Raw genomic sequence first — 22,793 nt, 5'->3', positions numbered from 1 at the left:
ACGGTGCTGTGCGACATAGAATCCCCAAAATAGTAAGCGGAACCAATCCGTGCTCTCGCTTTTCGGGTTGGTTCCGCTTACTAATCGGGTGATAAAACTCACTTAGTCCATCACCATTTCTGTATGTGCCGGTGCTTCGATCTTCTTACCGACGAACAGCAGCAGCAGGGGGATACACACCAGGAAGAAAGCTCCGATAATCAGGAACGAGTCGGCGTAGGTCATCACCATTGCCTGCTTGACGGCCCCGCCCTGCAATAGTCGATACGCTTTAGCCGTGGCAGAGGCCAGCGCGTCGCCCTTAGAAAGGAATAAGCCCGTGTACTGGCGGATCCGTTCAACCGAAATAGGATTGTAGATCGATATATTATCGGTCAAGCGCGAGATGTGCAGTACCGAACGGGTTGAGATGTACGTCGTCATGATGGCCGTGCCGAACGTACCGCCTAACTGCCGGATAGTATTCGATAGGGCAGACCCCTGTGGAATCTCGACGGGATTTAGGTCGGCCAGCGTTACGGTCGTTAGCGGAATGAAGATTAACCCCATACCGATACCTCGGATGACGAGCGGCCAGAAAAAATAATCTGGTCCCGCGTCGGGGGTAATGTTCGACAGGCCAAAACTGAAGCCGAAGAACAGTAGAAAGCCCGCGGCCGCGTACCAAATAGGTGAGATCATATTTTTCTTGAGTAGCCCGCCCACGACAGGCATCATCATGCCCGTTACGATCGAGCCTGGCATCAGCAACAGCCCCGTCTGACTCGCCGTAAAACCCAGAATCGTCTGGCAGAAGACAGGAATCAGGAAGACTGACGCAAATAGCCCAAAGCCCAGAATGAAGTTAAAGAGCGTACCCACCGCGAATCGCCGGCGTCGCATCAGCCGTAGGTCAAGAATCGGCTGGGAGACCGTCAATTGGCGCCAGATGAAACCGATGAGGCAGATAACGGCAGCACTAGTCATGATCGTGATAAAACTCGAATCGAACCAGTCCTTTTCTTCGCCTTTTTCCAGAATGATTTGCAGGCCACCGATACCGATGATCAGCATGATCAGGGCCAGCCAGTCCATCTTGCCGGCCGCAATTTTTTCGGCTGGCTCTTTGATGTACATGTACGTCAGGACCGTCGCCAGGATACCGAACGGAATATTGATGTAGAAGACCCAGTTCCACGACAGGTTATCGGTGATGTAGCCACCCAGCGTTGGTCCGATTGACGGGCCGATGATAACCCCCATCCCAAAAATGGCGTTGGCGATACCAATGTCTTCTTTGGGAAAGGTCTGGATCAGAATCGACTGGGCCGTTGTCAACAGACCACCCCCACCAATTCCCTGCACCACGCGGAAGAAGACGAGCTCCCAGACGTTGGTCGATGTACCACAAAAAATGGATGCGATGGTGAACAGGACGATCGAAGCCGCGAAGTAATTCCGGCGACCTAGTTTGGCGCTTAGCCAACCCGACATCGTGATCATGACGGCACTAGCGGCCGCGTAGCCCGTAACAACCCAGCTAATATCGCCCAGGGAAGCCCCCAGGTTACCCATCATCTGGTTCAGCGTTACGTTCACGATCGACGAGTCGATGGTTTGCAGCAGAGCAGCCGTAGTCACCGTGAGTACGACTACCCATTTATCAAAGCCTAACTTCATTACTGTTGTTTTGATTGGAGATCCACGGCGACCGTTACACTCATGCCGGGACGTAATTTAGCGTAGAGCGGGCTGTTCTTTTCCAACTCGACCCGTACTGGAATGCGTTGAACTACTTTTACGTAGTTACCTGTCGCGTTGTCGGGCGGCAGTAGCGAAAACTTGGCACCCGTGGCACCGGCGAAGGAACCAACGTGGCCCACCACTTTTTCGTCGCCAAAGGCGTCTACTTCAATGTTGACGGCCTGACCAGGCTGCATCTCTTTCAGCTGAGTTTCTTTAAAATTGGCCGTTACCCAAAGGTTGGTGTTGCCAACCACAGAACACAGAGCCTGGCCGGGCTGAATAAGCTGACCCACCTGAACCGACCGTTTCGACACGACACCCGAAGCAGGTGCCCGAACGACGGTATACGAAAGCTGAAGATTGGCAAGGTCCAGATCAGCCTGCCGTTGTTTAACCGCTGCCTGTGCCACTGAGGTTTGGCCCTGGGTGGCCAGGCGCTGCGAGCTGGTGACTCCCGTTTGGGTGCCGGCTGCGCTTACCTGTGACTGCGCGGTACGTAGCTGAGCCTGAGCCGCCTGCAACTGAGCCTGGGCGGCATCGCGTTCGGCCTGGATGGCATCAAACTGCTGCTGAGGAACTGTTTTTTCGGCTAACAGACGGCTGTAGCGCTCAAAATCCTGGCTGGACTTACGTGCCCGTGCCTGAGCCGCCGTTACGTTTGCCTGCGCCGTTATGACCTGATCGCGGGCGGTTTGTACGCCAGCCTGCGAGCTCTGGATCGTGGCCGCTGCTACGTTGACCTGAAAACGGCTTACGCCAGCGCTGGCCTGGGCACTCTGCAGAGCGGCTTCGGCCTGCGCTACCCGGATGCGGTAGTCAGCATCGTCGAGCACGAATAACGTATCACCTTCCTTAACAAACTGATTGTCTTTGAAACGTATCGCTTTTACGTAACCACCTACTTTCGGGGTAACTGGGTCAACATCGCCGTCAACCTGAGCATCGTCAGTCGTTTCGTACCGTTGTAGGTATCGGAACTCAGTATAGCCGAAGAAGAGCGCAGCGGCCAGAATGATAATGCCCCCTACGCGGATTAATGTTTTGGTATTCATGGTTGTGTACTAAAATTAATTCAGGTTTGTGCCCGTTGCTTTTAACAGGCGTTGGTAAGCGAGTTGCGCGTCGACGGTTGCGTTGATGACGTTGAGTTGGGCCTGGAGCAGAAAGCTGTCGGCTTCGAGCAGGTCGGTGGAGCCGACGAGTCCGTTGCGAAAGCGGGACTCTGTCAGCCGGTAGTTTTCCTTGGCCTGATCCACTGCCGTCCGGATTACGTTCTGTTGCTCCAGTGCCAGCTGGTAATTATTGTAGGCGGTTACTACCTCCGACCGGATCTGATCAGCCTGCTGCTGACCCTGAATCGTAGCCTGATCGATGGCCGCCTTGGCCGTGTTGACCCGGCCTTTCAAGTTGTATAACGAGCCGATGTTATAGCTAATGCCAGCGCCAACGTTCCAGGCACTAACAAACGAGTTTGCCTCTGGAATGACCGTTGCGGTCGGGTTGATGTAATTGTAGCCAGCCGATACGCCCAGGTGCGGATACATCGCACTTTTGGTATTACGAAGTTGCTCCTGTGCCGACTGGACCCGCAACGAATTAGCCTCGACTTCAGGCCGGATCTGCTGGGCCTGCGTTAGAAAGGCGGTAAGCTCCTGCGTCACGGCAGCCGGGTTGGTCAGGGTTGTGTCAACGGCAACGGGTTGATCGTCCGGAAGTCCGAGCAACAGGTTGAAGTTATACAGCGCTGTTAGTCTGGCTTTATCGACCTGTAGACGACTGAGATTGAGGTTATTTTTCTGTAACTGAATTTTCAGAACCTCATTGGCCGTCACGATTCCTTCTTTCTCCAGGTTCCGGGCTTCGCGTTCGCGCTCGTCGAACTGGCGAATGTTCTGCTCAATAACGGACGTCGATCTGATTAGCTTGACAATGTTATAGTAAGCTTCCGTGACCGTATAGACCAGCTCCGACCGGTTACGTTGGGCATCGAGTCGACTGGCTTTGGCCAGTAATTCAGCTGATTTCTCCGCCGACTTTTCGGCAAAGCCACCAAAAATTTCCTTACTGATCGTAGCGCCCCCGATCGTGGCATTAAAGGCACCCGCCGGGATACCAAACAGCGGTTTGCCATCGCTACCTTCACCCAGCGCAAAGGGGCCGGTCAGGCTATAGCGAGAGTATGCCAGGGAAGCCGACGCTGTCGGTAGACTACGGTCTTTAGCTTCCTGAGAACGAGCTTCGGCGGCTAGCGTGCGAACATCGGCCAGCCGGATTCCTTTATTGTTTTGCAGGGCGGTCTGGATGGCTTTATCCAGTGGCATGACCGCTGCGGGTTGAGCGGTTGCGCCACTCAGTAGCGAAAGCCACAGGCCTGCCCCAATTATGTACTTCTTCATTGTGGTTTATTTCTGATTTTAGTCAGGAGTGTATTCAGGGTATTTACTTCGTCTTCCGTCAGATGGCTGACGATTGACTCAAAATCATTAAAATCGACGGCTACCTTATCAACAAACTCCTTGGAGTCAGCCGTCAAGCGAAGATTCACGCGCCGACGGTTCTGCGGGTCGATCTCTCGAACGATCAAGTTCTTGGCGACCAGCCGGTCGGTAAGCCGCGTTACGTCGGAGTTCAGTTCGGTCATCCGTTCTTTGACTTCCCCCGCCGATAGGCTCGCCGGGTATACAGCCGCCAGAAGCCGTAAAACCACGTATTGTTGTACCGAGAGGTCAAATGGGGCTAGTTTCTGACCGAAAAAGTTGAAAATGTACCCATCAGTCTGGTGCAGGTTGCCGATCAGGCGGTGGTATTCATTGCGATAGATTTTAGACATGCTGTTTAAAACTGGGTGCGCAAATGTATAACCAACATTTGTTTAAACGAGTTTTGTTTAAACGTTTATGGCTTTGTTTTAATGAACATTTAATAGAAGGGCCGAAAGGGCTAGTTCAGTGGGGCAGATTCTGTGTCGTCAAGCCGGTTTAGATCAACCGTAACTTGCCCTGAGCTTTCCGTATTGACCATAGGACGGAATTTGTGTCCCCAGCGAATTTCTCCCGCCCGGTAGGAGAACCGAACGTGGACCATCTGAGAAAAGGCATCGTCCAACGCCCGGAACAAAATCAGAAACTCGCTTTCTGAATCAGCCATTGTTTCGGGCGTAGACCCGTAAAGCGGGCTGTCGTCGGTGATGGCGTGAACCAGCGTCCAGTTCGTCGGAAAAAAAGCAACCATGTCCCGTTCCAGCTTGAGCCGGTGATAGCGCCGGGAGGGAGTACCGTCGGGCTGGGTTTCCAGTCGGGACAAGGAAACTTCCACCTGGAGATCGATGAGCTGGCTGGAGCGGGCGTTGATGATGCGAAACATCCAACCGTTGGTATCCAGATAGGGGGCTATTACTGAATGGCTGGAAAAGATAACGTGCGCCTTGGGTCGCGAAAAGCGTCCGTATAACAGACCCGTTGCGAGCGCGAATGATAGTAATCCGACCATGGATTCGAAGGCGGCAACTGAACTGGTCAGGAACGTATTGGGCGTAATGTGTCCGTAACCAACCGTTGTCAGGGTTTGCGCGCTGAAGAAGAACGCTTTCCAGAAAAAACCGTGAAACATGACGTCGTTGGTGCTGGCTAGGCTATCGGCTCCGCACAGCAGATAGACACCCGCAAAGAGCAGGTTCGAGACCATGTAGAAGACGAATACCCACCCCAGGAACTGGCTCCAGCTCATGACGATAAGTCGGTTGTACAGGTTTATACGATGCCAGAACGACTCGTTGGCCCGCTTTACATTGAAGCTGCCATCCTGATTGAGTAGCCGAACCTGCGCACCAGTGATTTTGGTGCCGAAACCAAGGTCCGGGCGTTGAGCTTCCTGTTGAACAAGCTCTTTATCAGCTGGGGAACGTAACGATTGTGATTTCACAACAAAGCTTTTTTGAGCGGGTTAGTACACGAAGCGGGGTGCTTAATCTATTTATAATGTACACGTTACTTGAGTAAATGAGTAAATGTACTTAGATTGCATCATATTTATAATATAGCCGTAACACTTGATATGACTCGGAGAAAAGGTATGATTAGTCTCATTGTACCGGCTTATAACGAAGAGGAAAATTTGCCTGTTTTAGTTCATCGCGTTCGAGCGGTGATGAAACCATACGGCAATTTTGAAATTCTGATCGTCGACGATGGTAGCGCCGATCAGACCCGCTATGTGTTGCGTCAACTGAGTCAGGAATACGAAGAAGTGCGTTTTATTTCGTTCTCACGAAATTTTGGTCATCAGATGGCGCTACGAGCCGGATATGATCATGCCCGTGGGGATGCTGTTATTTGCCTGGATGCGGATTTGCAGCATCCACCCGAACTGATCCCAACGCTAATCGATAAATGGCGCGAGGGCTACGATGTTGTTTACACCGTTCGTCAGGAAGATCCCAAACTGTCCTGGCATAAACGACTGACTTCCCGTTATTTTTACCGGCTGCTCCGGCGTATATCTAACCTGCAACTCGAAGACGGTGCCGCTGACTTCCGACTGCTGGATCGAAAGGTAGTCAATACGCTAAAGCAGTTCAAAGAGAATGATTTGTTTCTGCGCGGAGCCATCTCGTGGGTAGGCTTCAAGCAATGCCGTATCCTATACGAACCAGCGGCCCGCTATGCCGGGTATTCCAAATACTCGCTGAGCAAGATGTTCAAACTGGCGGCCATGGGCATTACGTCTTTTTCGACCCGTCCGTTATACCTATCCGTGCTGCTGGGCTTTATGATGTCGCTGTTCGCTACGTTGTTTGGGCTGGAAGTGCTGTATGAGAAGTTTTTTACCGATGCGACTGTATCAGGATGGACCTCGCTGGTGCTGCTCAGTGTACTGATTGGTGGGGTACAATTCATCATGATCGGTATCATTGGCGTATATTTGGGGAAAACGTTCGTCGAGGTAAAACAACGCCCCGCCTACATCATTGGCGATACGGACGAGATTGAGGAGACCGTAACAACATGGGAAAACCCAGCCAGCAAATTTTATTCACCGTTGACGTAGAAGAATTTGATACCGCCGTTGAGTTCGGCCACAACATCCCGATGGGTGAGCAGATGGCTGTATCAACGCGCGGTCTGACATTGTTAGCCGAACGTTTTACGGCTGTTGGCGTGCCAACAACCATGTTTACGACGGCTAATTACGCCCTGCATGAGCCGGAATTAATCCAGTCGTTAGCGCAGACGCACGAAATAGCCTCCCACGGCTACTACCACACCACCTTCGAACCGGCTGATCTGCTCAAATCCCGTTTAGCGCTGGAGGAACTGCTGGGAAAACCGGTAACCGGCTTCCGGCGGGCGCGCATGGGCTTCGTTGATCCAAATGATGTACAACAGGCTGGCTATCAGTATAATTCATCGTTGCACCCGACCTGGGTACCAGGCCGTTACAACCACTGGGGCGAACCCCGGCATCCGTTTCGGGAAGCGGGCGTCTGGCAAATCCCGGCGTCGGTAACGCCCACGCTGCGCTTACCGCTTTTCTGGTTAAGTCTGAAGAACTTCCCCTTTACGTATTACAAGGAGCTCTGCCGCCGGACGCTGAAAAGCGATGGCTTTCTGAACCTATACGTGCACCCCTGGGAGTTTACGGATCTGTCGGGATATAACAAAATTCCCGCTTATGTTCAGCGCCACTCGAAAGACGAGTTGCTTGACCGCGTCGAATCGTTGCTACGTTATCTGAAACCCAGGGGGGAGTTTACCACTATGCACGACTTCGTCCAGCAACTTCGCCACTAGTTAGTTATAAACTGCCGTCTGCTATTTGATTGCCATTCTACTTCATGTTGACTTTCTATAAGAAGCCAATCTTCAGTGATTTTCGGTTTATTTTCGCCATTTATGCGCTGGCTGCGTTGCTGGTCAGCATCCGGACCGTATTTGGTCAGGATGCCAACAATTACCGAATCTTTTATTATTCGCTGGAGCATCTCATCAACGCCCAGAGTTTATACAACGAATACCCAGCACAGTACGAGGACCATTACCATTACGCCCCAACCTTTGCGGCTTTTTTCTCACCTGTTTTCCTGCTTCCGTATTCAGTTGGGCTGTTCCTGTGGCATTTTCTGTTCACGGGGGTGTGGGTCTACGCCATTTATCGAATGCCGCTGACGCACCAGCAAAAAGTGTTTGCCTACTGGTTTTCGCTACACGAACTGTTTACGTCTGTTGCCAATAGCCAGACGAATCCGCTCATTGCGGCTATTCCGCTCTTTGCCTTTCTCTGTTTTGAAAAGAAGCAGTACTTCTGGGCGGCTTTTTTCATCATGCTGGGTTTCAACGTCAAGATTTATAGTCTGGTAGCGGCTGCTTTGTTTTTGCTGTATCCGCAGAAAATCCGCTTTCTGGCTTACATGGTTGTCTGGGGCGTTTTACTCGCCGTGTTGCCGGTTCTGTATACATCGTTTGACCGACTTTACTGGCAATACGAAATGTGGGTGCGTCAGCTATTTATTAAGTCTGACGGGGATAAATGGGCGAATACGTCCATCCACCGGTTGATCCATCTGTTTATTTCGCCGGATATTTCCTCGGCGGTTATCATCGGGCTGGGGGTAGTGCTGTTCTGCACCGTGTACATGCATGTCCGCAAGTTTGCGCTACGCCCGTTTCGCTTGCTGATGATTGCGTCAATTTTGATCTTTCAGGTCATTTTTAACCCCGTTGCCGAGTCGCCGACCTACATTACGGCGGTGACGGGCGTCATGCTGTGGTGGTTTTGTTCACCCAAAAACTGGCTTGATAAAACGCTATTGGTCAGCTGCTTCATCCTCACGGTCATGTCGCCAAGTGATCTTTTCCCCAAAGTGCTACGCGAGGAAATCGTAAAACCGTACGTTCTGAAAGCGTTGCCCTGCGTGCTCATCTGGTTCCGGGTTATTTACCTGATGCACCAGCCCATGAGTGAGAAAGATCCCGTAGTAGAAGAGGGGCAACTGGCTAATGGGTGAGGGATAGAGCCAAATGAATCAATAGGGAACACTGTCTCTGGTGACGCAAGGGAGAGGTCGATTGGGTAAAAATCTTACTTATCCTGTCCTTACCTTTGTCCTCCTATCTTTTGTAAGTATATGGCCGAAACCTGGCTTGATTTCTGGCAGCAGGAAAACGAGTTCGACGACTCGATGACTGCCAACTATAATTATTTCCTGGCGAGGGTCGAGAAATACGTTCCTTTATCGAAAACATTACGGGTTCTGGACATTGGTTCGGGACCGGCCAATCTGGAAGATGCCTGGCACGACCGGGTCGCTGAAATACACGGGATAGACATCTCGAAGCGGTATAACGAAATCGCCCGGGCCAAACACGCTGCCCATCCCAACGTCTATTTTCATGATCTGGACGCCAATGACTATCTGAACTTCTCGGTCGTTGATGGCAAAAAGTTCGATGCCATTATCGTCATGAGCGTGGTGCAATACTACCGGAACGCAACTGAGGTAGAGCAGTTGCTGGCCCAGATCAAAAAGCTGGCGGCTCCGGGGGCTAAAGCCCTGATTTGTGACCTGATCGTAGCAGAAGGTATGCTGGGCGACATCGTCAGTATTTTAGGAAAATCCTTTCGGCAGGGACAATTATTGATGATGCTGAAGCTGTTGTTCCGGCTCCGGTTTTCGTCGTACTACAACATCCGAAAAGAAAACGGTTTCCTGGTTATTCCCGAGAAGGAGTGGCTGGCGATGTGTAAGCGACAAGGGCTCGATGCCCGCTTTCTTCCTGATCCCATTACCATGCAGGAGGAGCGCAAAACACTGATGATTCAGTTTTGAGAAGGGACAAAAGAGGAAAGACGTACGAGAAAAGGTAACAGCAACGGTCTTTTCTCGTACGTCTTTCTTCTTTTGTCTGTGTGTTATCCTCTTTACGTCCTGTCTATCACCAGCGTTCTTCGGCAATTTCCTTGACAAGTCGCTGGTTGATGTTCACGTTAGCCCCTTTAAAGACAAAGATTGTTGTTCCATGCTCGCGGGCTAATGGATTGGTAATTGAGTCCGCGGCATACCCAGTAGCAAATAGAGGCCCGGTCTCGTTTATTTCCGTTTCCCTCCCGTTAGCTTCTTTGACCCGGATGAGATGTTTGTACGGCTTATCAAGGTTAAACCAGTTAATGTAATCGGCGTTGAACGTAACAGCCTTAATGTGCTGCTTCGTGTAATAGTTGATCGCTCCGGCCTGCCCGTAGTTATCACAGAGAACCAGGGTTTTATCCGGGTCACCAGTACGAACGTAAGCCGCATCAACCTTGGCTGCTAATTCCCGCCAACCGAGCATATCCGCGAAGTCCTGTGGTAATTGGTGATCACGACCATCTTCCCAGCGCAAAAGCCCCAGTTTTTGGTAGCGCTCAGGGTGTTGAGCAATTTCCTGCGGTGTTTTGTTCGGGAAGGCCACCTGATACACTGGAATAAGTAGGAGAATAGGAATGCCCAACAAACCAGCCCGTACCCATCGGGACTGGATCAGAGCAGACAGGAAAACCGCCCCGAAAGCAATATAAATTGGATAAATGCCAATGGCGTAATAGCCCTTGGCACGTAAAAAAAGAAAGGTGGCCAACGTAAAAACGAAGGTAAAAAAGAAGGCTCGATATTGCTGAAACGGCTTGTAAAAGAGAAGGCTATACAAACCAGCAACAATAACGATTAGGGAGCTGACAAAGTAAATAACCTGCTCTTTCAGGAAATCCGCTCGGTTCACATTAACGAGTTGGGTCTCGGCCAGCAACTTCATGTGATGAAAGACGGGAAAGTTATGTTGGTACTGCCAGATCAGATTAGGCGAAATCAATAGTAGTCCGACCAATAAGGCCAGAAACACGTGACGGTTCGCCAAGAGTGCCCGCTGCGGGGTCAGTAGGAGCGCTGGTAAGAATCCAATCAGTAAGAAAGCGAGGTTGTATTTATTCAAGAACCCGAATGCAAAGACGATGGCAAACGCATAAAGCCAGCGCTTATCAGTCGACTGAATATAACGCACACCTATATAATACAAGGTCGTCCAGCACAGAATATCCAACGAATTGGGCTGGAGGAGTAGGTTCATGCGGAGCAGCACCGAGAACAACACGCAGGTAGCCGCCAGCACGCAGGCGAACAGGCTACCTTTCAGCAATTCTACCGTTTTCCAGACAATTAACAAGGTGAGTGCTCCGAAGAGAGCCGGGAAAAAGCGTACCCAAAAAGCTGAGTTTCCGAGCCAGCTGATAATCAGCGCGACCCAGGACGTAACGGGCGGCACTGATAAATAGCCCCACGCCAGATGATTAGCCTGGTCAAGGTGCAAATATTCGTCGCGATGCAGGTCATATTCTGGTAGAATGAGAAAATACTGGAAGAGGAATTTCGCACCGATAAATCCCAGTAAAACGGCTGATCGCTTTGACATGATTGTGGATAAGAATCTAACAGGCAGCCAACTAGCGCCTGGCGCAGTAAAACTGCCGGTAAGCTAGCGCAAAAATTAATAACGTAAAACGTAAGGCAGTGGTAACGGGCTAAAACGAAAGGAGGAGGCCCGCCAAAAGAACTAGTATGATCTTTTGGCGGGCCTCCTCCTTCTTGTTTTTTGTTTTAAATGAACACCACATCGTCAATGACGTCGGTGCCTATATCTTTATTGACGAGCTGAATCAGCTTTTGCTTGGCGTTGACGAGTTCGTTACGGAGAGGAGCCGAAGCAATCTCGATGAAGAGTTTCCGATCGCGGACGTAGAGCCGGTTCGTACGAGAGGCAATGCTCTGGCCCATGATCCGGCCCCAGAAAGCTTCCAGATAGGTTTCGTTGAAGCGCGTCTGGAGTTGATACGCTTTGAGCAACTGCCCGATGGCGTCTTTCAGCGAGGTTGTACCCGCCATACGAGTGGCGTTCTCACGGTTATAACGGTAGGTAGGTTGACTCATGGTAACGTGATCTTGATACAAAGGTAAACAACGTCGGCACTTGTCAAGTGGTTATCAACGTAACATTTTTTTGATTGAGCCAGCGGGCAGAAAATGGCCCCTGGGTTTGGTTCTGCGCCGTTTGCCTAGTATACTTGCGGCATCAAGTCAATTCCTGCGCACTGGCTTGCTTTTGCCAGTGCCAATTGATTTATAAAGAAGCGAGGAGAGATCAGGCTCTGCGAATCGCTGGCAACCTACCACACGGCAAGGTGCTAACTCCTGCCTAAAGCAACTGCTTGGTTCGGATTGGACGGCAGACTGTTAGGGACTATAAATCGGTTATTCACATGTGCTGTAGCAGACGACATCCGTTTCCGGAGGCTTACTAGCGTCCCGGCTCACCCCAACACCGGGAGTGGTCGAGGGGTATCTGTATCAATCATCAGGTCGGGTTGAGGAAACCACTGGTGTTCAGCGTCTCTCATTTCTTTATCTAGTTTTCTTTTGCGGGCAAACAGCGTAACCCGGCAAAGATTGATCATGGATATTTCGTATTTCGACTATAAATATCGTTTCCCCCTGGAATCTGGCGAGCATCTGCCGGGTTTTCGGCTTGCTTACTCGACCCAGGGAACCCTAAATGCTGATGGTTCCAACGTTGTCTGGGTGTGTCATGCACTAACGGGTAACGCCAACGTCAATGATTGGTGGGGCGGCATGATTGGAGCCGGGAAGTTTTTCGATCCGGCGCGTGATTACATTGTTTGTGCCAACGTACTAGGCTCCTGTTACGGCTCAACGGGACCGCTGTCGACTAATCCGGAGACAGGGGAGTCCTTTTACCATGACTTTCCGGCCGTTACCGTTCGGGATATGGTTGGCGCGCTTGATCTTCTGCGCCAGGAGTTGGGAATTGAAAAAATTCAGACGTGCATTGGGGGATCAGTGGGCGGGGAGCAAGCCGTTGAGTGGGCGATCCTGCACCCTAACCTGATTGAAAATCTGATTCTGATTGCCAGCAGTGCTGTTGCTTCGCCGTGGAGCATTGCCTTTAACGAAGCCCAGCGGATGGCCATCGAAGCTGATCCAACCTGGCTGGAAAAACGTGATGATGCCGGGGCCAGCGGTATGAAAGCGGCCCGGGCTATGGCCATGATCTCCTACCGGAATTACGATACGTACGGCTTTACGCAGGCGCTCGATAATAACGAGCAACTGGACGACTATAAAGCGGCCAGTTATCAGCGCTACCAGGGTGAAAAGATTGTCGACCGGTTCAATGCCTTTACGTATTGGGTATTGTCGAAAGTGATGGACTCGCACAACGTCGGGCGGAACCGGGGCAGTATTTTAAATGCACTCGGGCAGATCAAAGCGCGGACGCTGGTGGTGGGGATTCGTTCGGATCTGCTGTTCCCGCCTACGGAGCAGCAGTTTCTGGCCCGCCATATTCCAGACGCGGTTTACGAAGAAATTGATTCCTTATATGGGCACGATGGTTTCCTGATTGAGTTCCGGCCACTTGCCAATCTGATTCGTAGGTGGATGGCGAATGCTGCCCCCCAACCTAAACCTGTTGCCGATTCGTCGGTTAATAAGGTGACAAATTAGACAAACTGCGCCCGCACAAACTACCGCATGCACTGGTACGATAACGAAGTTCAACAACTCGAAACAAAGATAAAGCAACTGCCCCCCGCCGAGAATCGGATCGTTTTTTACGGCAGTTCATCCATCCGGCTCTGGAAAACACTAGCCGACGACTTCCCCGAGCAGAACACGTTGAATCTCGGTTTTGGCGGGTCAACGCTGGCCGCCTGTGCCTGGTTTTTTGAGCGGTTAGTGGTACCCGCTAATCCCAAAGCTGTTATTTTCTACGCGGGAGACAATGATCTGGGTGATAGTCGATTACCAGAAGAAGTATTCCTTTTCTTCCGGGCGCTGGCCGAGCAGATGCGGCAGCGGCTTCCCGGAGTCCCCCTCGCTTATCTTTCCATCAAAATTAGCCCGGCCCGCTGGCGGCTGGCTGAGTCCATTCGTCTGGCGAATAAATTTATCCAGGAAGAGATTAAGCATCATCCCAATTGGCAGGCTATTGATATGACAGCGCCCCTGCTGGATGGCAATGGACGTCCACGCCGGGAGCTGTTTGAAGCAGATGGGCTCCACCTGAATCCGGAAGGATACCTGGTTTGGAAACAGGCATTACGGGACCAGATTCGCATTTTTTAATGATTTCTTCACGTAACTCTTACGTGACTTTAGTATTCATATTCCAAATTCGTTTGACGCTATGAAGTGAGTTTTCTATGCACCGTACGTACCACAAATGGTTCAGCCCCCATCTGGATCGCGATATGGAATTGCTTGTTTTTGGGCACTCCGGAACGAAGGTTCTGGTCTTTCCGACCCGGCGCGGTCGATTCTATGAGTACGAAGATTTCGGATTGGTACAGGCGTTGACCGAAAAAATAGACAAGGGCTGGTTGCAGCTCTATTGCGTGGATAGTGTCGACCGCGAAAGTATCTATAACCGGCACATCGCTCCGTACCAACGTATCAGGCGGCACGAGCAGTACGAAGCGTACATCCTAAACGAGGTCATTCCGTTGTCTCGGCAAATTAATTCCAATTCTTACCTGATCTCACACGGGTGCAGTCTGGGGGCGTATCACGCCATGAATATTGCGTTACGTCACCCGACGCAATTTGATAAAGTAGTGGCATTGAGTGGTCGTTATGCATTGTCGGAACCCGTTGCTGAATTCAGGAGTCTCTTCGACGATTACTACGACGATGATATTTACTACAACAGCCCCAATCACTTCCTGCCTAATCTGAGCGACCCGGACCTGCTTGAGCAATTGCGAAAGCTGGAGTTTGTCATGACAATTGGTAATGAAGATCCCTTTCTGGATAGTAACATCCAATTGTGCGATAGCTTACGGGACAAAGGCATTCCGCATGAACTTCATATCTGGCAGGGCCGCGCCCACCAGGTTGAGGACTGGAGAAAGATGGTGGAGATATATTTATAGGGAGGAGGAAAGGAAGTTGTAAAGGAGGAGAGGGGTGTCTAAACTCTGATTCTTTACCCATTGTTGCTACCAAAAAGGGAGGCAAGGAACGTTACGTTACCTACCTCCCTTTTTATTTGACCTGTAATTAAGATGGGAAAGATAAGCAAAGTTCGCTTCAGTACTTCCTTTCCTCCTTCCTCCTCTCCTCCTTCTATTTCATCTTCTCTGCCAGGTAAATGTACGGGCTCAGCAGGTGATGGGCGAAAATGTTGGTTTTGCTGTCAGGATATTTCTGGTAATAGGCTTCATCACCAAGTAGCACAATTGTAGTGCCCGTACGGACGTAATGACTGGATTGAAAGAAGGTAGGAGGGATGTACTCTTTCAGGTTGTTTTTGACGTAACGTCCGGCAAACTTACCCAGGTATTTTTGGTAATTATTCCGGGCTTTGCGGGCTGGCTTCGACAGTTGGTTAAAGACGTATTTCAGCGCCAGATTTTTGGGGAACTTCTGTTTTTTCAGCGTCTGAGGCAGGTTTGAAAATGGGTTGGTATTGCTGAAATCGTCCAGCGTCTGGATGGTAATGGGCGTTTCGGGAACCCAGTCGGCCGCATTGACAACGTTTAGTCCCCAGCCTCCAGTCGTCTGGGCCTCGTATTCGTAGGCATAGTAAAGGTTGCCGGGCTTCGGGGCTGCGCTGCAATACGTTTTGAACTGCACGGCTGACGGAATCTTACCAATTCGCTGTAGTTGTCTCAGGTGTGACGTAAGCAGAAAAGCAATGGCTCCGCCCTGGCTGTGTCCCAGTACGTAAACAGTCTTGGTGCCGGCCCTGATGCAAGAATCCAGTTTCGGCAAAATATCCTGTGTCAAAAAAGCCGTGCCGATCAGCCAGCCGATGTGCACCGCTGCTCGGGGGTTCTGAGCTAATTCGTAATCAAACTGGTAGTTATTGGTCAACGTCAGTTGCCCTTTAGCCGGGACCATAGCCGCGTAAAAGTTCTCCAGCCAGCCTACCGGGTTCAGCGTTGTGCCCCGGATGCTGAGCACTGCTGCCGAATCCGGGCTCGTCCACAGATCCCAGCGGTTGTCGAGTCCTACGATGGGGGATCGGTAGACGAAGTTGAAGCGGGTTGGCGGGGGAATGATGTTAGCGGGAATGGTATCTACTTGTTTCGCGAACACACGCATCAGTTCGAGATACTCAGCTTTGTCGAATCCCGGTTTGAGTTTCTGGCCGAACAGTAAGGAAGAGGATAGTAAAAAGAAAAGTAAAACGGAGATTGATTTCATAGGAATGGAATAGGAAAGGATACAGAGATAAACTAAGTAGTTGGATGTTGTTGCTACAGTTCACCTGTAACGAGTTCGAAAATAAGCATAAAGGAGTTGAGTATCAGGTACTGAGTGCTGCATCTTTTGGGTGTCATCCAGTCAGTACCTATTCATACCCTTATGCTGAAATCGTCTTTACTGCTGCTCTTACTCGCTCACCCAGGCACCCTGTCGTCAGGTAGTGCCCCAGTCAGGAATGAAAGTACACCGGTCGCATCTGCACCAATTTACCAATACGATCACTTTCGGGATGGTATCGTCGTGTTTCGTAACGGATCGCAGCAGCGAGCCCGATTGAACTACAACTGCGTTCTGGCCCGGCTAACGTTCATCAACGATCAGAAAGACACGCTTTTGTTGACGAATAAGCTCCGTATCCGACAGGTGTTGATTGATGATCATCTGTACCTGCCAGGAAAAAAAGACGATGACGACGATCTGGAAGTACTGGCAACGTATCCGGGTGTCCGGCTGGCACAAACCAGAAAAGCGGTTGTGGTTGGAAATGGCGCCAACGCGTCCAGCCAGCAATTTAACGCCGATTCGACGCGGACAATACCGAGCGCACTCTTGCTGGCCAGTCAGGGACAGGATTTTCAATGGCAGAATAATACGTCCATGGATTTAATCCGTCAAAAAACTCAGCTATACCTGGTGGACAACAACGAACGACTATACCGAACGTCCTACAGAAATCTAACCCGGTTGCTACGGCAGAAGAAAACGGAACTAGACCGCTACCTGAGCCAAAACACCGTGAATTTTGAGGATGTCAAGCAGGTAAGAGCCCTGATTGAATCAGTAAACTGACAGAGTAGTACCGACTCAATCAGGGCTTTACGTTAGGGAACCAGCAGGTCACTGGCAGCTTTGACTGGAGTTGTCAGCGCATTCGCGACAGTTTGCTGAGCTTCACGTAGCGACTGGGCATAGGGCTCGACCAGGATACGACCCGGAGGGCTCACGCTCAGATCGGCATCCCAAAGGCCGGAGTGGTGCCAACGATCCAGATGATCCCAGTCCGGTCGGTCAACGATAGGGTACAGGCAAACTCCCCAGAGTGGGACGCCCGCCCGGAGCACAGCCGCACACTCGCGCCCGATCATGTCGATCCAGCCGGGTCGGTCAACGCCAGGGTGGCTTGTTTCCGTGAGTACAATGGGTTTTTCGTACCGTCGGTATGCCTTCATCAGCAACTGCCGGAACGGTACCCAGCGCGGGTCAGGAACGGCATCCGCCCAGCCGAGGAACGTACCGGTTTTGTTAACCCACTGGTTGTTGTAGTAATAATTAAAGCCGAGTATATCGAGGTAATCGGGGGAGCCGCCCAGGTCGGGAGAAATGTAACCCGCCAGCATATCGACTGACTGGAACTGGTTTTCGTCGGCGACCGCGGCATCCATGATTTCCTTTTCGGTGGCAGACGTCGGCGGAACTAAATGAACCAGCGGTTCCGTCGTGAGAATCCGAACGCGAGGATCAATTTCACGCATGGCGGCAACCCCTTCAATGTAGGCCCGCATCAGGCCCCGTTTCACTTCCCAGCCTTGTTTGGTGCAGTACGGCGACGTACCGCGGGCGTCTCCGCCCAGCCAGGAAATAAAACTTACCTCGTTGATGGGCGTAACGATCAACGTATCGTCGGGATAACGATCGCGGTAGAAACGAACAAACGCCCGGCAAAGCGCCGAAAATCGACGGGCAAACATCGGGTGCAGGGGCGTCAGGTCGTCGGGATAACCGAAATGGCAGAGGTCCCACACCTGCTGAATCCCCTGGCGTTTGCCTTCGGTCAGCATGGTTTCGACGATCGACCAGTCGTATTGGTAAGCGGTTTTTTCGATCTGGCTCCAACGGATACCTTCCCGTACGGTTCGGATCGAAAACTGGTTAAGGTGTTCGTAGTCCTGCTGAAGCAGCTGTAAATGACCGGTTAACGGGAGAAAGTCAACTCGATTCCCAAAGCAGTTGAGTTGGTCGGTACATTCGTAACCGGCCCACCAGAACGATTGAAATGGATTGGCCGCTTGTGTTGGTGACGTATCAGTCATTAAGGATAAAGCCTGCGGGCTAAGCGAGTATAAGGCGGCAATATGAAGAAAAAGCCATTCTTTTCGGTAGTCGCCCCACTTTTTCTGTAAAAACTGGGGGTTTACAACACAGGTTGGCTACCAAAACTGCCAGAGAATTTACAACGCCTGCACGATTGCCAACACCAGTTTGGCCGAATTTCGGGCGGCTGCGGGGTAAAATTTGTCGTAGGCAATGTGGGCTTCCGCATCAGCGCGATCGCTTAGGCTACGGATGATGAGGTGCGGTACCTTGATCTGGTAGCATACCTGGGCAACGGCAGCGCCTTCCATTTCAGTGGCGTCGGCCTCAAAATCAGCTCGCAGACTTTTACCCTTCTCCGACGAGGCAATGAACGCATCACCCGTAACGATGGTACCCGTAATGACCTGGACCGGTCGGTTAGAAACCCCGCCCGACGCTAGCGGAACACCTTCGAGCGTAACCGTTTTAGCCGTTCGCTGAGCCAGCGATAACAGATTGGAATCAGCCGGAAAGAACATTGGGTTGAACTCATAACTGATCGCGTTGCGGGTCTGACGCGTTGGTTGGCTCTTATCGGTTATGGACACGTAATCGTGGTGAGCCGTTCGCTGACCGATGACAATATCACCAGGTTGCAGTTCGGGATTCGTACCCCCCGCAATGCCGGTGAAGAGTACCCGCTCCGGATGGAAATGCTCTAGTAATAGGGCGGTTGTCATGGCGGCATTAACCTTGCCAATGCCCGTTTCGGCAACAACAACCCGTTGCTTTCCCAGTAGACCCGTCGTGAACTTAACCCCGTCAACCAAGACAGTTTTGGGATTTTTTAGGCTTTGGCGCACCAATGTCACTTCCGCCCCAAAGGCACCCAGTAAACCGGTAATAGGCCGGGATTTGTACGTTTGTGCTGTAAGAGTCTGCGAAATTGTAATAAAGAGGAATGACGTAATAATCAGCTTTTTCATAAGTCAGGTTAGCCGGGCAAGCCGGCGTAAAAAAGAAATTTAGTGGCCGGCTACCAGCGCTAGTACGCAAAACGCATCCACGATCCAGAGACCCAGCGGTACTTCCTGCCGTTTGCCGACGGCGACTTTAATGACCGTCCACGATAGGAAACCCCAGATCAGTCCTTGCGTGATGGAGTAGCTGAACGGGATCAGCACCAGGGCCAGGAAAGCGGGCAGGGCGTCGTCCAACTGTTCCCAGTTGATGCGAGTAACGGGCTTCATCATAAAAGCGCCGACTAACACCAGCGCCGGAGCCGTGGCAATCGACGGAATAACCGACAGGAGGGGCGATAAAAACAGAAAGGGCAGAAAGCAGCATCCGGCCATGATCGCCGTCAGACCAGTACGGCCGCCCTGCGCGATACCTACTGCCGATTCGATGTAGGAGGTGCCGGGACTGGTGCCTAACACACCCGCCAGGGCCGTAGCGACCGCATCGGTCAGCATCGACTGGTTCAGGTTCCGTGGTTGCCCGGCGTTAGGGGCCGTTTCATCGTACAGATTCCCCGCTTCAGCCACACCAACAAAAGTGGAGAGACTATCGAAGAGGTCGGTGAAGGCAAAGGCAAAGATGACGGGCCAGAGCGACCATTGTAAGGAACCGACCAGATCCAGCGACCCTATCAGACTAAAATCCGGGGCGGCCCAGATTCCCTGAAAATTGACCAGCGTCTGCTGGCCCATCGTAATAGCCGATGCGTCACCCCAGTATCGGCCAATGGGCCAGGCAGCCAGCGTTGTTGCCGTTATGCCAATGATGATAGCCCCCTGCACGTTTCGCACGACCAGAACGCTCGTTAGCAGCAGGCCAAACACAAACGTCAGCACAATCGGATCGGTCAGCGAAGCCACACTCACCAGCGTAGCGGGATTGGCGATGATGAACCGGGCATTCTCAAAACCGATAAGCGTAATGAACAAGCCAATGCCCGCTGAAACAGCGTAGCGCAGCGGCTGTGTGATAGCCCGAACGATGGTCGCCCGGATGTTACCAAGCGACAGCAGCAGAAACAGAACCCCCGCCCAGAACACCGCGCCTAGCGCTACTTCGGGCCGAATCCCCATACCCTTAACGGCTGTAAACGTAAAGAAAGCGTTAAGCCCCATGCCGGGGGCAACGACGATGGGGTTGCGGGCGTAAAGCCCCATCATCAGGCTGCAAAAAAAGGAAAGCAGTATCGTCGCCGTCAGAACCCCACTGAACGGTAAACCCGTCTGGCTTAGAATCGCTGGGTTGACCACGATGATGTACATGGTCGCCAGGAACGTTGAAATGCCGGCCAGAATTTCCGTACGGCGAGAAGAAGGAGTTGATGACGTAGATGTGCTAATGGGCATAAGGAACCAGTTGGCCGCAGGACAAAGTACGGCAATTGATAGAATTACTAGACCGGATAGCTTGCCAAAGAGGCAAAAAAGTGCTCAATGTCGCCGGGTTCCAGCAATAGTTTTATTTATTCTTTAATCCTGGCAAAGCGCTGCACTGAGCATTACGCAACAACGCTGAAAGCCGTATATTTGCACCCTAATTCGTAAGGAATGCAGCTGAATAATCAACACTATACGATTCAGGGAGTCGACGTACTGGACATCGCCGAACAGTTTGGCCTGCCGCTGTACGTGTATGATGCCGATAAAATCATTGAAAAAATTGCGTTGCTTCGCTCATCGTTTAGCGGAGTAAACCTGAAGATAAAATACGCGGCTAAGGCCCTGACCAACGTATCGATTCTGAAGCTCATGCATCAGCAGGGCGTCGAAATGGATTCGGTGTCGGTGAATGAAGCCCGGATGGGAATGCTGGCCGGCTTTACGCCTAGTCAGATCATGTTTACGCCCAGTGGTGTGTCATTCGAGGAAATCCGCGAAGCCATTGAATTAGGACTACAACTGAATGTCGATAGTTTGCCGCTGCTCGAATGGGTAGGGCAGAACTATGGACCATCAGTGCCGGTGAGCATCCGGATCAATCCCCATATCGCAGAAGGGGGGAATATCAAAATTTCGACTGGACACGCCGATTCTAAGTTTGGTATCTCAATTCTGCAACGTGCTGACATTCGTCAATTGATCGACCAGTACCAGATTTCGGTGGTGGGGCTGCACGTGCATACCGGCTCCGACTTCAAGAATGCCAACGCATTCCTGCAAGGGGCCGAAGTGCTATTTAATCTGGCCAGCGACTACTCAGACCTGAAGTTTATTGACTTTGGTAGTGGTTTTAAAGTAGCGTATAAGGCTGGTGACCACGTAACGGACATCGTTGATCTGGGCGCGAAAGTGTCGGCTGCGTTTCAGGATTTTTGCCAGCAGTACGGGCGGGAGCTGGAGATCTGGTTCGAGCCGGGTAAATTCTTGGTAAGCGAAAGCGGACACTTGCTGGTGAAAACCAATATCATCAAGGAGAATCCCGCGCGGACGTTCGTTGCGGTTGATTCGGGCCTGAATCACCTGATTCGGCCAATGATGTATGACTCGTACCACGATATCAAAAACGTATCGAATCCGACCGGTCCCGAGCAGATTTATACCGTCGTTGGCTACATCTGCGAGACCGATACGTTCGCGACTGATAGGCCGTTGCCCGAGGTTCGGCCAAACGATGTCCTATCGTTTGAGAATGGGGGGGCGTATGGTTTCAGCATGGCGTCAAACTACAACGCCCGTTTCCGCCCGGCCGAGGTGCTGGTGTACGGTGGCAAGCCTTACCTGATCCGGCAACGTGATACGTTCGAGGATCTTATGCGGGGGCAGGAAGTACTGGATTTTGCAACAATTAGTAATCAATTCGTTAACGCCGAGTAATTTCCTGTAAGCTACGGCTCGTCGGGACAGTTACCTGGTGTGTACACTTATCGCTACGTAATACAATGGGACGCGCGTTTGAATACCGGAAAGCCCGGAAAATGAAACGGTGGGGGCAGATGGCAAAGACCTTCACCCGAATTGGTAAAGACATCGTGATGGCCGTGAAAAGCGGTGGCCCCGATCCCGATGCTAATGGTCGGCTGCGGGCGATCATTCAGAACGCCAAGGCGGCTAACATGCCGAAAGAGAACGTAGAACGGGCCATCAAAAAAGCCTCATCGAAGGACCAGGAGGACTACAAAGAAATCGTGTACGAAGCCTATGCTCCTCATGGCATTGCACTGGTGATCGAAACCGCTACTGATAACCATAACCGGACGGTAGCGAACGTTCGCAGTTACCTGAACAAACTGGGTGGTAGCCTGGGGACGCAGGGCATGCTCGACTTTATGTTCGACCGCAAATCCGTATTCCGGATTCCGGCGGAGGGAATCGATCAGGAAGAACTTGAACTGGAACTGATCGACATTGGTGGTGATGAGATTGAATACGACGAAGAAGCGCAGCAGTTCGTTATCTACGGTGAGTTTACTGCTTTCGGAGCCATTCAGAAATTTCTCGAAGAGAAAGGCTACGAGATCAAACAGGCGGAATTTGAGCGGATTCCGAACGACTATAAAGAGCTAAGCGACGACGAAGCCGCCGACGTCGAAAAACTCATCGAACGCATCGAAGAGGACGACGACGTTCAGATGGTATATCATAATATGAAATAAGAGGAAGAAAGGTAGGAGGGGAGGAAGGAGAAAAGGAAGTACCGAAGTCACTTTTACCCCAAATCTTGAGCTTAACTCTAGGAAATGTAAAAAGGGAGGCAGGAGCGTAAACGTTACCTGCCTCCCTTG

Annotated in this window: 21 protein-coding genes and 1 riboswitch; of the genes, 10 read left to right on the top strand and 11 right to left on the bottom strand. The window is 51.4% G+C overall.

Features of this window, described 5'->3' with window-relative positions; translation table 11 throughout:
* Window positions 1-102: 102 nt before the first annotated feature.
* From ACYVAD_RS07035 to ACYVAD_RS07015, 5 genes are all read right to left on the bottom strand, one after another.
* A complete protein-coding gene (locus ACYVAD_RS07035; RefSeq protein WP_461138773.1) occupies window positions 103-1,659 on the bottom strand; it encodes a DHA2 family efflux MFS transporter permease subunit in 1,557 nt (518 codons plus the stop codon).
* Complete coding sequence (locus ACYVAD_RS07030) at window positions 1,659-2,777, bottom strand: HlyD family secretion protein (RefSeq protein ID WP_461138772.1); 1,119 nt, start codon at window positions 2,775-2,777, stop codon at window positions 1,659-1,661. Before ACYVAD_RS07030 ends, ACYVAD_RS07035 begins: the two co-directional genes overlap by 1 nt.
* Window positions 2,778-2,792: 15 nt before the next feature.
* Complete coding sequence (locus ACYVAD_RS07025) at window positions 2,793-4,121, bottom strand: TolC family protein (protein ID WP_461138771.1); 1,329 nt, start codon at window positions 4,119-4,121, stop codon at window positions 2,793-2,795.
* Complete coding sequence (locus tag ACYVAD_RS07020; RefSeq protein ID WP_461138770.1) at window positions 4,118-4,555, bottom strand: MarR family winged helix-turn-helix transcriptional regulator; 438 nt, start codon at window positions 4,553-4,555, stop codon at window positions 4,118-4,120. Before ACYVAD_RS07020 ends, ACYVAD_RS07025 begins: the two co-directional genes overlap by 4 nt.
* A 110-nt stretch (window positions 4,556-4,665) precedes the next feature.
* Window positions 4,666-5,646 carry an ion channel gene (locus ACYVAD_RS07015; protein WP_461138769.1) on the bottom strand — a complete coding sequence of 327 codons (981 nt, stop codon included), beginning with the start codon at window positions 5,644-5,646 and terminating at the stop codon, window positions 4,666-4,668.
* 150 nt (window positions 5,647-5,796) lie between these two features.
* Between ACYVAD_RS07015 and ACYVAD_RS07010 the strand changes: the two genes are divergently transcribed.
* The 4 genes from ACYVAD_RS07010 (at window position 5,797) to ACYVAD_RS06995 (ending at window position 9,550) form a co-directional block, all read left to right on the top strand.
* Window positions 5,797-6,771 (top strand): glycosyltransferase family 2 protein, encoded by a 975-nt coding sequence (locus ACYVAD_RS07010; RefSeq protein ID WP_461138768.1) that lies wholly within the window; start codon window positions 5,797-5,799, stop codon window positions 6,769-6,771.
* On the top strand, window positions 6,729-7,514 hold the full coding sequence (locus ACYVAD_RS07005) for a polysaccharide deacetylase family protein (RefSeq protein ID WP_461138767.1): 786 nt from the start codon (window positions 6,729-6,731) through the stop codon (window positions 7,512-7,514). The genes ACYVAD_RS07010 and ACYVAD_RS07005 overlap by 43 nt, the downstream gene beginning before the upstream one ends.
* A 44-nt stretch (window positions 7,515-7,558) precedes the next feature.
* Window positions 7,559-8,728 carry a glycosyltransferase family 87 protein gene (locus ACYVAD_RS07000; protein ID WP_461138766.1) on the top strand — a complete coding sequence of 390 codons (1,170 nt, stop codon included), beginning with the start codon at window positions 7,559-7,561 and terminating at the stop codon, window positions 8,726-8,728.
* A 120-nt stretch (window positions 8,729-8,848) separates the two neighbouring features.
* Window positions 8,849-9,550: a class I SAM-dependent methyltransferase gene (locus ACYVAD_RS06995; RefSeq protein WP_461138765.1), complete on the top strand. Its 702-nt coding sequence runs from the start codon at window positions 8,849-8,851 to the stop codon at window positions 9,548-9,550.
* Window positions 9,551-9,656: 106 nt separating this feature from the next.
* Here the strand turns inward: ACYVAD_RS06995 and ACYVAD_RS06990 are convergent, their stop codons facing one another.
* Together ACYVAD_RS06990 and ACYVAD_RS06985 are read right to left on the bottom strand one after the other, a co-directional pair.
* Window positions 9,657-11,165 (bottom strand): glycosyltransferase family 39 protein, encoded by a 1,509-nt coding sequence (locus tag ACYVAD_RS06990; RefSeq protein WP_461138764.1) that lies wholly within the window; start codon window positions 11,163-11,165, stop codon window positions 9,657-9,659.
* A 185-nt stretch (window positions 11,166-11,350) separates the two neighbouring features.
* Complete coding sequence (locus ACYVAD_RS06985; protein ID WP_461138763.1) at window positions 11,351-11,680, bottom strand: DciA family protein; 330 nt, start codon at window positions 11,678-11,680, stop codon at window positions 11,351-11,353.
* 187 nt (window positions 11,681-11,867) lie between these two features.
* Window positions 11,868-11,974, top strand: a riboswitch (SAM riboswitch).
* 228 nt (window positions 11,975-12,202) lie between these two features.
* Here ACYVAD_RS06985 and ACYVAD_RS06980 point away from each other — a divergent pair.
* The 3 genes from ACYVAD_RS06980 (at window position 12,203) to ACYVAD_RS06970 (ending at window position 14,700) form a co-directional block, all read left to right on the top strand.
* On the top strand, window positions 12,203-13,273 hold the full coding sequence (locus ACYVAD_RS06980) for a homoserine O-acetyltransferase family protein (RefSeq protein WP_461138762.1): 1,071 nt from the start codon (window positions 12,203-12,205) through the stop codon (window positions 13,271-13,273).
* Window positions 13,274-13,300: 27 nt separating this feature from the next.
* Entirely contained in the window at window positions 13,301-13,894 is a 594-nt protein-coding gene (locus ACYVAD_RS06975) for an SGNH/GDSL hydrolase family protein (protein WP_461138761.1), read from the top strand.
* 77 nt (window positions 13,895-13,971) lie between these two features.
* Window positions 13,972-14,700 (top strand): esterase family protein, encoded by a 729-nt coding sequence (locus ACYVAD_RS06970; protein ID WP_461138760.1) that lies wholly within the window; start codon window positions 13,972-13,974, stop codon window positions 14,698-14,700.
* A gap of 193 nt (window positions 14,701-14,893) precedes the next feature.
* Here ACYVAD_RS06970 and ACYVAD_RS06965 read toward each other — a convergent pair whose 3' ends face one another.
* Window positions 14,894-15,976 (bottom strand): lipase family protein, encoded by a 1,083-nt coding sequence (locus ACYVAD_RS06965; protein ID WP_461138759.1) that lies wholly within the window; start codon window positions 15,974-15,976, stop codon window positions 14,894-14,896.
* Window positions 15,977-16,138: 162 nt separating this feature from the next.
* Between ACYVAD_RS06965 and ACYVAD_RS06960 the strand changes: the two genes are divergently transcribed.
* The gene (locus tag ACYVAD_RS06960) at window positions 16,139-16,828 is read left to right on the top strand and encodes a hypothetical protein (protein WP_461138758.1); all 690 of its coding nucleotides are present in this window, start codon (window positions 16,139-16,141) and stop codon (window positions 16,826-16,828) included.
* Between the two features lie 32 nt (window positions 16,829-16,860).
* On the opposite strand, the gene ACYVAD_RS06955 is transcribed toward ACYVAD_RS06960, so the two are convergent.
* The 3 genes from ACYVAD_RS06955 to ACYVAD_RS06945 form a co-directional block, all read right to left on the bottom strand.
* Complete coding sequence (locus tag ACYVAD_RS06955) at window positions 16,861-18,069, bottom strand: amine oxidase (RefSeq protein WP_461138757.1); 1,209 nt, start codon at window positions 18,067-18,069, stop codon at window positions 16,861-16,863.
* Between the two features lie 138 nt (window positions 18,070-18,207).
* The gene (locus ACYVAD_RS06950; protein WP_461138756.1) at window positions 18,208-19,038 is read right to left on the bottom strand and encodes a 5'-methylthioadenosine/adenosylhomocysteine nucleosidase; all 831 of its coding nucleotides are present in this window, start codon (window positions 19,036-19,038) and stop codon (window positions 18,208-18,210) included.
* Between the two features lie 39 nt (window positions 19,039-19,077).
* The gene (locus ACYVAD_RS06945; RefSeq protein WP_461138755.1) at window positions 19,078-20,418 is read right to left on the bottom strand and encodes an NCS2 family permease; all 1,341 of its coding nucleotides are present in this window, start codon (window positions 20,416-20,418) and stop codon (window positions 19,078-19,080) included.
* A 201-nt stretch (window positions 20,419-20,619) separates the two neighbouring features.
* Between ACYVAD_RS06945 and lysA the strand changes: the two genes are divergently transcribed.
* The gene (lysA, locus tag ACYVAD_RS06940) at window positions 20,620-21,885 is read left to right on the top strand and encodes a diaminopimelate decarboxylase (protein ID WP_461138754.1); all 1,266 of its coding nucleotides are present in this window, start codon (window positions 20,620-20,622) and stop codon (window positions 21,883-21,885) included.
* A 65-nt stretch (window positions 21,886-21,950) separates the two neighbouring features.
* Complete coding sequence (locus ACYVAD_RS06935; RefSeq protein ID WP_461138753.1) at window positions 21,951-22,664, top strand: YebC/PmpR family DNA-binding transcriptional regulator; 714 nt, start codon at window positions 21,951-21,953, stop codon at window positions 22,662-22,664.
* Window positions 22,665-22,793: the final 129 nt, after the last annotated feature.

Source organism: Spirosoma pomorum (assembly GCF_054776615.1).
Note: the sequence above shows the minus strand (reverse complement) of the source record. Positions and strands in the feature narration are given on the sequence as shown.